The organism is Streptomyces sp. NPDC052107 (assembly GCF_040680215.1).
Lineage (GTDB): Bacteria > Actinomycetota > Actinomycetes > Streptomycetales > Streptomycetaceae > Streptomyces.
In genome coordinates this window covers 33,190-45,489 of sequence record NZ_JBFAWG010000020.1, presented here as the reverse complement: position 1 = coordinate 45,489, position 12,300 = coordinate 33,190, and the positions used below count along the sequence as shown (strand labels likewise).

At 71.5% G+C, this 12,300-nt stretch carries 10 protein-coding genes; 6 read left to right on the top strand and 4 right to left on the bottom strand.

Features of this window, described 5'->3' with window-relative positions; translation table 11 throughout:
* Positions 1 to 530 precede the first annotated feature (530 nt).
* A complete protein-coding gene (locus tag AB0M27_RS22740; RefSeq protein WP_365723685.1) occupies positions 531 to 818 on the bottom strand; it encodes a DUF1905 domain-containing protein in 288 nt (95 codons plus the stop codon).
* A gap of 152 nt (positions 819 to 970) precedes the next feature.
* On the opposite strand from AB0M27_RS22740, the gene AB0M27_RS22735 reads away from it, so the two are divergent.
* Positions 971 to 2,473, top strand: coding sequence for a metallophosphoesterase (locus AB0M27_RS22735; RefSeq protein ID WP_365723684.1), 1,503 nt, complete (start codon positions 971 to 973; stop codon positions 2,471 to 2,473).
* Between the two features lie 69 nt (positions 2,474 to 2,542).
* Positions 2,543 to 3,571: an LLM class flavin-dependent oxidoreductase gene (locus tag AB0M27_RS22730; protein ID WP_365723683.1), complete on the top strand. Its 1,029-nt coding sequence runs from the start codon at positions 2,543 to 2,545 to the stop codon at positions 3,569 to 3,571.
* A 214-nt stretch (positions 3,572 to 3,785) separates the two neighbouring features.
* Here AB0M27_RS22730 and AB0M27_RS22725 read toward each other — a convergent pair whose 3' ends face one another.
* Positions 3,786 to 4,781: a TauD/TfdA family dioxygenase gene (locus AB0M27_RS22725; protein ID WP_365723682.1), complete on the bottom strand. Its 996-nt coding sequence runs from the start codon at positions 4,779 to 4,781 to the stop codon at positions 3,786 to 3,788.
* Positions 4,782 to 4,836: 55 nt separating this feature from the next.
* Positions 4,837 to 6,399, bottom strand: coding sequence for a GH32 C-terminal domain-containing protein (locus tag AB0M27_RS22720; RefSeq protein ID WP_365723681.1), 1,563 nt, complete (start codon positions 6,397 to 6,399; stop codon positions 4,837 to 4,839).
* A 152-nt stretch (positions 6,400 to 6,551) separates the two neighbouring features.
* Here AB0M27_RS22720 and AB0M27_RS22715 point away from each other — a divergent pair, with 152 nt between their 5' ends.
* Genes AB0M27_RS22715 through AB0M27_RS22700 form a run of 4 tightly spaced genes read left to right on the top strand, consistent with a single transcriptional unit; the run spans position 6,552 to position 11,210 of the window.
* Positions 6,552 to 7,961, top strand: a complete 1,410-nt coding sequence (locus AB0M27_RS22715; protein ID WP_365723680.1) for an extracellular solute-binding protein — start codon at positions 6,552 to 6,554, stop codon at positions 7,959 to 7,961.
* Positions 7,958 to 8,926, top strand: a complete 969-nt coding sequence (locus AB0M27_RS22710; protein WP_365723679.1) for a sugar ABC transporter permease — start codon at positions 7,958 to 7,960, stop codon at positions 8,924 to 8,926. The genes AB0M27_RS22715 and AB0M27_RS22710 overlap by 4 nt, the downstream gene beginning before the upstream one ends.
* Positions 8,927 to 8,955: 29 nt before the next feature.
* Positions 8,956 to 9,813, top strand: coding sequence for a carbohydrate ABC transporter permease (locus AB0M27_RS22705; protein WP_365723678.1), 858 nt, complete (start codon positions 8,956 to 8,958; stop codon positions 9,811 to 9,813).
* Positions 9,810 to 11,210 carry a glycoside hydrolase family 32 protein gene (locus AB0M27_RS22700; protein WP_365723677.1) on the top strand — a complete coding sequence of 467 codons (1,401 nt, stop codon included), beginning with the start codon at positions 9,810 to 9,812 and terminating at the stop codon, positions 11,208 to 11,210. Before AB0M27_RS22705 ends, AB0M27_RS22700 begins: the two co-directional genes overlap by 4 nt.
* On the opposite strand, the gene AB0M27_RS22695 is transcribed toward AB0M27_RS22700, so the two are convergent.
* Positions 11,173 to 12,240 carry a LacI family DNA-binding transcriptional regulator gene (locus AB0M27_RS22695; RefSeq protein WP_365723754.1) on the bottom strand — a complete coding sequence of 356 codons (1,068 nt, stop codon included), beginning with the start codon at positions 12,238 to 12,240 and terminating at the stop codon, positions 11,173 to 11,175. The two genes, AB0M27_RS22700 and AB0M27_RS22695, sit on opposite strands and share 38 nt — an antisense overlap.
* Positions 12,241 to 12,300: the final 60 nt, after the last annotated feature.

The following is a 12,300-nucleotide window of genomic DNA, read 5'->3' as shown; positions in this document are numbered from 1 at the left end:
CGCGCGGCCCGCCGTTCTCACGTGGCACAACCGGACCGTCCACGACTTCCTGCGGGGCTGGGCCCGGCTGCTCGGCCCCCGGAGCAGCGGAGGCGTCGCGGTACCCAGGCAGGCGCCCGGGGAGCCCGGCTGGCGGAGACCGGCGTGGCTGCTGGACGGCGCGCGCACGGCGGTAGCCGGTCACACCTGTGTGCTCGCCGATTCCGGCTCCGGCCAGGACGAGGGGTAGGCAGCGCCCGGAGCCTGCACGGCTACGTGGCGGCGCTCGCCAACGACTTCCAACGCGCCGAGCGCGAACGGCGGGCGAAGGCCGAACGCGGCGAGTGGGCCGGTGACGGGGGCACCTGGGCGTACGGCACTCTGTACGCCTGGCGGAACGCCTGGTCGGCCTGGGCCGGCGCCGAATCGCCGCTCCATGCCCGGCTCGAACCGGTCACCTGGCGATCCACAGCTCTTCAGCTCGACGTCGCACGGAGCTACGAGGAGCGACGGACCGGGCAGGTCACGCGTCCGGGGTCCGCCCCCGGGTATCACAGACGTACGGTCATCGCGACGCTCACCTCGTCACCCGGTGCGAGTCCCTCCGGCCGGCGCACGGCACTCTTGAGCGGCAGCAGATACCCGCCGTCCTTGGGGAAGAGGGACGTGGTGAAGTCCGTGCCGCCGATTCTGGCCTCGACCGGGATCACGCCCCAGCCGTAACTGGCCAGCGCGGCCACGTCACGGATGTCGGCGCACTCCGCGTCCGGCACGGCGACGAAGTAGTACGGCGCCGGACCCCGCCACTCCACGACCCGTCCGGCGAAGGCGAGTTCCATCGCCTGCCCCCTTCTGCAACGGCTCCCCAGCGTACCGGCGCACCTGAGGCGCCCCGGCTGTTCGGGGACCGGTGGTGAACGACCTGTGCAGCGCTCATGTACGCCGGGTCCCGCCAACCGCCGCCGACCGGTTCGTTGTTACCGTGCACCGCGTGTCTGACTCCTCACGCGATACCGCACAGGGCGCCGGCTGGGGCTCGGCCGAGCCCGGTACCTACAAGCAGCTGATGCCGGACCACGTCGAGAAGCTGTCGTGGCTGAGTCCACGGACCTTGTGGGCCGCCCGCAACGGCGTGCTGGCGTCCTGGTTCGGCGACCCGACCGGTCGTACCCGCAGCCGCTGGGTGGCCCGCCGGGCGGCGGCCGGGGCGCCCGCGGACAAGGTGATCGAGCGGGACACCGCGGACCGGTTCTCCTTCATGGTCATCGGGGACACCGGCGAGGGGGACGACTCGCAATACGCCGTCGTGCCAGGGTTCCTGAAGGCCGGTCAGGGCACGGACTTCGCGGTGATCGCGAGCGATGTGATCTATCCGGTCGGCGCAGCCGACGACTACGGCAGCAAGTTCTTCCGGCCCTACCAGGACTATCCGGCGCCGATATACGCGATACCGGGCAACCACGACTGGTACGAGGACCTGGGCGCCTTCATGCGGGTCTTCTGCGCCGACACCCCACCGCTCGAACCCGAGCCCCGGCCGCGTCCGTTCGGCCGCGCCTGGTGGCGGGCCCTGCTGTGGCACCGGCCCCGGCCGACCGACGAGCGACGGCTCGCCGCCGCGCGGAGCCTGCGGGCGGCACCCGGCCGGCAGGCCGTGCAGCCGGGGCCGTACTGGGCGATCGACGCGGGTCCGCTGCGGATCGTCGGCATCGACACCGGTCTGCTGGGCACGATCGACGCCGAACAGGGTGCCTGGCTGCGCGAGGTGTCCCGGGGACCGCGGCCGAAGATCCTGATCACCGGGTCGCCGCTGTACGTCGACGGCGAGCACCACCCGTGCGCGATCGAGGGCGGGGGGACGGTGGACGACATCGTCCGGGACCCGGAGCACCACTATGTGGCCGCGATCGGCGGCGACATCCACAACTACCAGCGCTACCCGGTCGACGTGGACGGCCGGACCATCCAGTACGTGGTGGCGGGCGGCGGCGGGGCGTTCATGCACGCCACGCACACCATCCCGCGGATCTCGGTCGCGGGTGTCACCGAGCGGGACTTCCGCTGCTATCCGCTGCGCGGCGACTCCCTGGCCTTCTACAGCCGCCTGTACGGCCGCCGGCTGCGGCTGCGCCGCTTCTTCACCCTGACCGAGACGGAGGCGACGGCGGTCGTCGCCGAACGCCTCGGCATCGAGCCGGGCCGCAAGCCGGGCCCCGAGGCCCGGATCACCCGGCGCACCCGGCTGGTCGCGAGCCTCCTCGGCACCGGTGGCCGCCCGGACCGTACGTCCCGGTTCCGGCTGCCCGTGCGCAAGGTCTACACCCAGCTGTTCTCGCCCGGCTCGGCCACCTACAGCCCGCCGTTCTTCAAGAGCTTCCTGCGGCTGGACGTCACTGCGGAGACGGTCCGGCTGCGCTGCTTCGCCGCGACCGGCAACCGGGCGCAGGAAGTCGATCCGCCGGTCGAGGACGAGATCGTCATCCCGCTGAAGTGATCACACGGTTGTCACACTCACCTGCCAGAATCTTCGGAGGGAACCGACGTACGACCGCTGGAGGAGCCCGTGCCGCCCACCGCCCGCCCGCTGCGCAAGCTGGGTTTCCTCACCATCGGCCTGTTCGACCCCGCGCGGCCGGGCCATGGTCATGAATCCACGCTGGAGATCATCGAGCTGGGTGAGCGGCTCGGCTTCGACAGCGCCTGGCTGCGCCACCGCCATCTGCAGTACGGCATCTCCTCCCCGGTCGCCGTCCTCGCCGCCGCCTCCCAGCGCACCCGCCGTATCGAGCTGGGCACCGCGGTGACCCCGCTCGGCTGGGAGAACCCGCTGCGCCTCGCCGAGGACCTGGCGACGGTGGACGTCCTGTCCGGGGGCCGGCTGAACCCGGGTGTCAGCGTGGGGCCGCCGATGCACTTCGAGCAGGTCAAGGACGCCCTGTACCCGGACACGGCCGACGCCGAGGACTTCGGCTACGAGCGGGTGCGGCGGCTGCTGGACCTGGTGCGGGGTAAGCCCGCGAGCGACTTCAGCGGGGTCGAGGGCTTCGAGGTCTTCTCCGACGTTGTCCAGCCGCACTCCCCCGGGCTCGGCCGGCGGATGTGGTACGGCGGCGGCAGCCTCCGCTCGGCGCGCTGGGCGGGCGAGCACGGCATGAACTTCCTGACCAGCAGCGTGGTCAAGGCGGAAGACCCGGACGGGCCCTGGGACTTCGCCGAGATCCAGCTGGCCCTCGTCCGGGAGTTCCGCGCCCGTCACCCCGACGGCGAGGCGGCCCGGGTCTCGCACGGCCTGGTCGTGATACCCACGGACTCCGCGAGTCCGGAGCAGCGCGCCAAGTACGAGGCCTACGCGGCGCAGCGCCTGCCGCGTACGGCCTCCCCGCAGGGGCCGGGCCGACTGCTGTTCGCCCCGGACCTGGTCGGCACGTCCGAGGAGATCGCCGAACGGCTGCGCGCGCACGCCGCGTTCCGGGAGGTGGACGAGGTGGCGTTCGCGCTGCCGTTCACCTTCGAGCACGAGGACTACGTACAGATCCTGACAGACATGGCGACGAAACTGGGCCCCGCCCTGGGGTGGCGGCCGGCGGGCTGAACTCCGAGTTCGATGAACGAGCAGACAACGGGCCCGCGCGAGATGTGGGCGAGCCTCGTCGCACTCGTCGCCGTCGTCGCGGTCGTGGTCTGCCCCGCCCTGCTCCAGGCCGGGCCACCCGGAGCTGCCGACACGCCGGGCGGACGAGAGCCTCGGGCCGCGTCCGCCGGCCGGCTACGTGCCCGGCGCACCCGCGCCGCCGCCCGTCCACCGTTCACCAGCGGCCCGGCTCCGTGCCCACCACCGCATCCGAGGGCTTGCCGTCCACCCCCACCGGTACGTCCCCCGCGAGCATCACCCGGTGCATGATCCGGGGAAAGCCCAGGTGGGCGTTGTCGCTGGGGGCGAGGTGGATGGTGGCCCGGTTGTCCCAGAAGGCGACGCTGCCCGGCTCCCAGCGGAAGCGGACGGTGTACTCGGGGCGGACCGCCTGCTCCACCAGCATCTCCAGGATCGCCGTGCTCTCCGGACGGGAGAGGCCGACGATCTCCTCCACGTAGTAACCGTCGACGGACAGCACCCGCTCCCCCGTCTCCGGGTGCACCCGCACCAAGGGATGCTCGGAGACGACCTGGTGGTCCATGAGGTGACGGACGTAGGCGTCGTCTCCCGGCCGGGGCTGGTAGCCCACGCCGAGCCGGTGCTCGGCGCGCAGTCCGTCCACGAAGGCCCGGACCGGCGCGGACAGACCGGCGTAGGCGGCGGCCAGGTTGGCCCAGGTGGTGTCCCCGCCGTAGGGCGGGACGGTCTCGGCGCACAGGATGGTCGCGGCCGGCGGGTCGATACGCGTCCCGTAGTCGCAGTGCCAGCCGCGCAGCAGAGTGTGCCGGCGGCGGTGCAGCCACTCGTCGTGCTCCATGCCGTAGCGTCCGGCCAGTTCCAGCCGGTCGGCCGTCGTCTCGACCTCCGGGAAGTCCGGCGGCGAGTGCGGACCGCGGCGGGGCAGCACCACCGGCTCACCGAACCGGCGGGCGAAGGCGACGTGCCCGGCGTGGTCCAGGTCCTGCCCGCGGAAGAAGACCACCTTCCAGCGCAGCACGGCCTGCCGGATCAGGACCACCACGGCGTCGTCGAGCGGCCCGGCGAGGTCGACGCCGGTGATCTCGGCCCCGATGTGCCCGGCGACCGGCTTCACCTCCACGCCTGGAACCTTCATCTCCACGCCCTCGACCCGCTCCGTCTGCTCCGCGGTGGCCCTGTGTGTCGTCATGCGCGCTCCGATGCTCGTCCGAACCGGCTCCGCATCGATCCTGGCACCCCGGGTCTCACACGGCGAACTCCCGGACGACCGTGTTCCGGAACACCGCCGTACCGCCGGCCGCGAACAGCGCCAGCCGGTCGTCCACCAGGTACGGGAACACCTCGCTGGAGTGCACGTACCGGCCGTCGTCCACGAACATCTCGACGGAGGTGCGGTCCACCAGGATGCGCAGCTTCACCCGGCCGGCGCTCGGGTCGAAGGGGCTGCGGCTCTCCTGCCGGTTGCCGCTGGTGTCCGGGCCCACGGTGCCGCGCCGGTTGAGGAAGGCGTAGTCGCCCCAGACCCCGGCGTCGATGTGCCGCCCGCCGTCGGGTGAGCGGCGCAACTGAACGCCCGCTCCGGCGAGTTGGGACCATGTGATCTCTGTCGTCAGTTCGTAGGAAACGCCGGTGTAGTCGACGAGGCGGCTGCCGTCGACGGTCAGGTCACCGAGGTTCACCGTGCGGGAGACATGGGAGTCGAGTGCGGCGACCGGCCGGGAGGCCAGGTAGTAGCCGCCGGAGGCGGACTTCTTCAGCGTGATCTCGCGGACCACGGAGTCCGTACCGTCGAAGCCGTCCGCGTCGATCGTGGGTGTGGTGTGCGCGTAGGCCCAGTTGTTGAGCCAGCCCAGGGCGTACCGCGCGGCGGGGTCCGATGAGCCGTCCGCCCGCCGTTTCTCGAAGGTGACCGCCGCGTACCAGTCCCAGCCGTGGTCGAGCCACTGCGGGTCGGCGGAGTCGGCGGCGAACTCACCACCGTCGAAGGAACCGGTCCAGTAGGCGTACGTGTTGGGCTGCCCGGCCCCCGTGCCGTCCGCGCTCGCGCCCAGGACCCACTTGGTCGTGCCGTCGTCAGCGGTGATCCGGAACAGGTCGGGACACTCCAGCACACCGATGCCGTCCTGGACGTAACCGCCCGCGTAGGTCCAGGACTTGAGGTCGGCCGAGTGGTAGAAGCCGATCTTGTTCCGTTCGGCGAGCGCCATCACCCAGCGGTCGTGGTCGTCGTCGCGGATCACCTTCGGGTCACGGAAATCGGCCCCCACGCCCGGGCCGGCCAGTACGGGGGCCGTGCCGTGGTTGGTGAAGGTCCGGCCGCCGTCGGTGGAGTAGTACAGGAACTGCTCCTGGTGGTCGGTGCCGCCGCCGGGTGACATCGTGACGACGGCGACCACCGCGCCCGCGCCGAAACCGGCCGTGTCGCCGCTGTCGACCACCGCCGAGCCCGACCAGACATCGCCGTTGACGGTGGTGTCCTTGGGTACGGCGATCCCCCGGTCGGTGAAGGAGACCAGGTCGGTGCTGGTGGCCAGGCGCCAGGCGGTGCCCACCTCGTCGCCGTCGAGGTAGTCGGCGTTGTAGAGGTAGTAGTAGTGGTACTCGCCGTCGATCCAGACCGGGCGCTGGGGGTCGTTCTTCCACTGGTCGGGGACCGTGAAGTGGTAGCCGGCCCGGTAACTCAGGCAGTCCCGGGCCGGCTTGGGCTTCGGCATCGGCCCCGCCCCGGCGGGCGCCGCGGGCAGCAGCGCCGCGCCGGCTCCGGCGGCGGTCGCGGCGAACAGGGCTCTTCTGGTGGGGCCACGCATCACGCATCGGTCCTCTCGCGACGGTTCATGGCACCAGGACTGTGCGACCTAACTCGTTAAAGGTCAAGCGTTCCCACACCTTGACAGGGACGTAACACGCTTCTCATCATCTGGGGCATCTCACCTTGACTAACACGAGTTAGGCACTTTGGATGACCGACTCGCACCTCTCCCGCCGCGCACTGCTGCGGTACGGCGCCTACGGCGCGGGGGCCGCGGCCCTCGCCGGTACCGCCGCGAGCTGGGACCGCCTCACCGGGACCGACATTCCGGGCCGCGACGACGGCTCACTGGTCGTCGCGACCCTGGGCTCCGCGTTCTCCCCGGCCGGAATCCGCGCCCTGGTCACGGGCTTTCGCAGGCTGCACCCCGACATCAAGGTCCGCATCAACGCGGTGCAGGCCGTGGACTGGTCGGACTTCTTCGCCAAGATCCTCACGCAGATCGCCGCGGGCACCGCGCCCGACCTGGTCTATGTGGCCACCGAGGGGGTGCAGTTGTTCGCCCGGCACCTGGGCGTGCCGCTGGACCACTGGGTGAAGCGCGACGCGGCGGAGCTGAAGGAGTACTTCGCCGACGTCCATCCCTCGCTGGTGGAGTCGATGATGTACGAGGGCAGCCTGTATCAGCTGCCCATCGAGTTCAACGCGGCCGACATGTACCTCAACACCCGGGTGCTGGAGCGGGCGGGCGCGGACCTCCCGGCGGACGACTGGACCCGGGACGACTTCACCGCGCTGCTGCGCCGGATGAAGAAGGCCAACGACGCGCACTTCACGCCGTACTTCTGGACGAACCGGCTGTGGGGCGGGGTGGTGCCCTGGCTGTTCGCGAACGGCACCAACCTGCTCACCGAGTCCAGGGCGCCCGGCGGCGGCTGGCTGTGGGACGCCTTCTATCCGGCGGCCCGGCGGCAGGGACGCGGGGGCGGCTTCCGCTGGACGACTCCGCAGGCCACGAACGCCCGGGTCGAGGAGGCGTACGACTATCTCGCGGCCCTGATCCAGGAGGGGTTGTGCACCCGGCCCGAGGGCGGCAACGGCCAGAACCTCATCGGCGTGTTCTCCACCGGCCGGGTCGGCATCACACCCGCCGGCGGCTTCTGGGCGGGCGGTCTGCATCTGGCCGGCATGCGCGACGACGCGTTCGACGTGCGGTACTTCCCGCGCCGGCACACCCAGCGGCACCAGTTCGGCGCGGCGGGCTATGCGCTGCTGCGCACGTCGAAGAAGCAGGACGCGGCCTGGGAGTTCATCAAGTACTCGGCCCGGCTGGAGACCCTGACCGGGCTGTTCTCGACCAACCAGACCACCCCGGCCCGCCGGTCGATGCTGACGGCGGCCCGCTACCGGGAGACCGGCCCGGCGCACTGGCGGGTCTTCTACGACACCCTCGACAAATTCCCCGACACCGGCCCCATACCGGCCCCGCCGCAGGTCGCCGAGGTGACCCAGGTGCTGCTCAAGCACACCGGGACGGCGCTGGCGAGCCGGCGCTCGGTCGGGCCCGCGCTGCGGCGGATGCAGGGCGATCTGGAGAAGGCCATGGAGCGTGATGTATGACGGACACGAAAGACACGACGGACACCCGGATCGGCACCGTCCCGCCCCGGGCCGCGACCCCGCGCGCGGGGGGCGTGCGGCGAGCGGCGCGCGAGCGGGGCACACGGCTGCTGGCGGCGCTGTTCCTGGCCCCGACCGTGGTCGGGATCGTGGTCTTCACGGTCGTACCGATCTTCGGCTCGGTCCTGTTGAGCCTGTTCCACTGGAACGTGATCGACTCGCCCGGTTTCGCCGGAACCGCCAACTACCGTGATGTGTTCACTGATTCGACCGTGTTGGTGTCCTTTCGCAACACGCTCGTCTTCATGGTGTTCGCGGTCGCCGCGCAGCTGCTGATCGCGCTGTCGCTAGCCCTCACGCTGAACGGCCGGATGCCGGTGTGGCTCCGCTCGGTCTTCCGCTCGGCGTTCTTCTTCCCGCTCGTGCTGTCGGCGGCGTCCATCTCGGTCGTGATGAAGTATCTGTTCAACCAGGACTTCGGAGTGGTCAACTGGCTGATCGGGTTGTTCGGGATCACTCCCGTGCCCTGGCTGACCTCCGAGCACGGCGCGATGGCCACCGTGATCATCGTGTACGTCTGGCAGCAGTTCGGTTTCTCGTTCCTGCTGTTCGTGGGCGGGCTGAACAACATCCCGAAGGAGATCCACGAGGCGGCCGCTCTCGACGGCGCGACCGGGCTGCGCAAGCACCTCGCCATCACCCTCCCGTTGCTCTCCCCCACCCTGCTGGTGGCCTCGGTGGTCGGCATCATCAACGCCCTGCAGGTCTTCGAGCAGCCGTATGTGCTCACCGACGGCGGGCCCGGCGACTCCACGCGCACGGTCGTGATGGTCATCTACGAGAAGGCCTTCGAGCAGCTGCGGTTCGGCGAGGCGTCGGCCGTGGGCGTGCTGCTGTTCCTGCTGATCATGGCGGTGACCGCCGTCCAGTTCCGGCTCAGCCGGCGTTTCGTCCACTACCAGTGAGCCGGGTGATCCCCTTGAGCCAAGCAACCATGACGAGCCAGGCGACCCCGACCCTCAGCCGCGCCCGGTACGCGATCGGACCGTGGGCGCGGATCGCCGGGCTGACCGTGTGCGCCCTGCTCACGCTCGGTCCGGTCGTCTGGACCGTCTCCACTTCGCTGCGCACTCCGGCGGACTCGTTCAACCTGCCGCCGCAGATCGTTCCGACCCATCCGAGCACGGCCGCCTATCGCGGTGTCTTCGACCAGATCGACGTGTGGCTTCTGGCGCTCAACTCGACCCTGGTGACCGCACTGATCGCGGTCGGCCAGATGATCACCGCGGGGCTCGCCGGTTACGCGTTCGCCCGGCTCGACTTCCGGTTCAAGAAGCCGCTGTTCGGTCTGGTCCTGGCGACCATGATGGTCCCCCTCCAGGTCACCATCGTCCCGGTGTTCCTGGTGCTCAAGTCGATGGGACTGACCGACACGCTCCTCGGTCTGATCATTCCGGCGTTCCCGACCGCGTTCGGCACCTTTCTGATGCGCCAGTACTTCCTCGGCATGCCGAAGGACCTCGGCGAGGCCGCGATGCTGGACGGCGCCGGGCCCTGGCGGATCTTCCGGTCCGTGTATGCGCCGCTGGCCACTCCAGGCCTGGCGATCGTCGGCGTACTCGCCTTCAACTACCACTGGAACGAGTTCTTCCGCCCGCTGATCCTGGAGACCTCGGGCCAGAACTACACGCTCCCGCTGGGCCTGGTCTCCCTGCAGGGCAATCTCGGCACCGGCTCCATCTCCGTCGTCCTCGCCGGTGTCGTGCTCTCGATGATCCCCGCCGTCGCCGTGTTCGTCGTCGGTCAGCGCCCTCTCCGCGAGGGCATCACCTCCGCAGGAGTCAACCGTTGAGCCTCGCACGCCCCACCCCGGACCCGATCGCGCCCCGCTTCCGGGTCCGCCCGCCCGCGGGATGGATCAACGACCCCAACGGCCCCTTCCGCTGGCATGGCCGCCATCACCTCTTCTACCAGCACAATCCGGCCGCTCCGGTGCACACCAACATCCACTGGGGGCACGTCTCCAGCCCCGACCTGGTGCACTGGGAGCACCATCCGATCGCCCTGACCCCGACACCGGGTGGCCCCGACGAGGCGGGCTGCTGGTCGGGCTGTGTGGTGGACGACGACGGCGTTCCCACGGCCGTGTACACGGGCGTCGACCACACCCACACCGGCCTCGGCACCATCTGCCTGGCCCGCGCCGCGGACCCCGCCGACGAACGGCTCGTCGAGTGGCACGCCCTGCCCGAACCCGTGGTCACGGCACCGCCGGCCGGGCTGGACGTGGTGATGTTCCGCGACCCGTTCCTGTTCCGGCACGCCGGGCGGCGCTGGGCGCTTGTCGGCGCGGGCCACGCCGACGGCACTCCGTCGGTCCTGCTGTACGACTGCGAGGAGCTGACCGCGTGGCGGTTCGCCGGCGTCCTGCTGGACGGCCACGACCCGGTCGCCGCCGCCGCGTTCGGTGACAAGGCGGTCGGCTGGGAGTGCCCGCAGCTGTTCGGGACGAGCGGCGGCGAACACGTGCTCGTGGTGTCCCTGTGGGACGGGACTCCCTGCTCGACGGCGTACCTGACGGGTCGTCTGGAGGCCGACGCGGACGGCGGATTGTGGTTCACCCCCCGCGCCGGCGGCCGGCTCGACCAGGGCCGGGACTTCTACGCCCCCGCCGTCCGTCAGGACGACGACCGCGCCCTGATGTGGGGATGGTCCTGGGAGCCACGGGAGACCTCGGAGGTGCTGGCGGCGGGCTGGGCGGGCACGCTCACCGCGCCGAGGGTGGTCGACGTCCGTGCGGACGGCACCCTACGGGTCGAGCCGGCCCCGGAGCTGGAACTCCTGCGCGCCCCCGAGCCGTTCGCGACCGCACCGGGCCGGGTGCCGCTCCCGGTGTCGTACGACCTGACCGTGACCGCGCGCGGCGCCACCACGGTCACCCTGCTGCGGGCGGCGGACCGGGCGCTCACGGTCCGGCTGGACCCGGCGGCGGGCACGGTCGTCCTGGACCGCAGCGGCTGGCCCCGCACGGGAGTTGAGGAGTCGGCTCGGCTCACGGTGCGCGTGCCGCCCCAGCCGGCCCTCACCGTCAGGATCCTCGTGGACGGCTCGCTCCTCGAACTCTTCGCCGAGGACCGGGCGGCGGTGACCGAGCGGGTCTATCGGCGCCCGGACGACGTCGCCGAGCTGGAGATCGCCGGGGACGCCGAGGTCAGTGCGTGGGAGCAGGACCCACCGAGGCGCGGCTGACCACGGGGCAGGCCAGCCGCCGTACCGTGGCGGGCGGGGTGCGTCCGGTGTCGATGGCGTCCAGCAGCAACTGGGCCGCCGCCTCGCCCATCGCCCGGTGCGGCAGCGCGACCGTGGTCAGGGCCGGGGTGAGGAAGGCGGCCATGTGTTCCTGGTCGTCGTAGCCGACCACCGACAGCTCGCCGGGTACGGCGATCCCGAGCCGGGTCGCGGCATGCAGCACGCCTGCCGCGACCCGGTCGTTGTAGCAGAAGACGCCGGTGGGCCGGCGGTCCGGGTCGATGCCGTCGAGCAGCCTGGTGGCGCCCTCGTGGCCGCTGGTGATCTCGCCTCCAGTGCGTACGACCCACTCCTTGGGCACGGTGACGCCCTCGGCGCGCAGCGCGTCCCGGAAGCCGCGCAGCCGCTCCACAGAGGCGATGTCGTCCTGCCCGCCGACCACGGCGAGCCGGCGGTGCCCGGCCTCCAGCAGCAGCCGCGCGGCCGTGCGCCCGCCGGCCCGCTCGGCCGGGATGACGGCGGGCAGCGAGTCGTCCTCGGGTAGGCAGTTGGCGAGCACGGAGTGGGTGCGGTGCAGGCCCTCGGGGACCCGGACCCGGCGCAGGGACATGGCCGCGTAGACGATGCCGTCGACGCGCCGGTCGAGGAGTTCGGCGACCGCCGCGTCCTCCTTGGCCGGGTCGCCGCCGGAGTCCACGGTGAGCACGAGGTGGTCACTGGACCAGGCGGTCTCCATGGCGCCGCGCAGCAGCCGCCCGGCGAACGGGGAGGAGGCGATCTCGTCGGTGACCAGCCCGATCACGGCCGTACGGCGGCGGCGCAGGCCGCGGGCGACCGGGTCGGGCCGGTAGCCGAGCTGGGCGGCGGCCTGGCGGATGCGCTCCTGGGTGGCGGGCGAGAGGTTGCCCTCGGCGCGGCCGTTGAAGACGAAGGACACGGCGGTGTGCGAGACGCCGGCGAGCCGCGCGACATCCCGCGAGGTGGGCCGTCCGCCGCCGCCCACGCCGTTGCTGTCCGCGCCGCCGCCCATGCCGTCCGCTGCCCTCTCCCCACCCGCCCGGTTGATCACCGCTCACCCTATCCGTGAGGC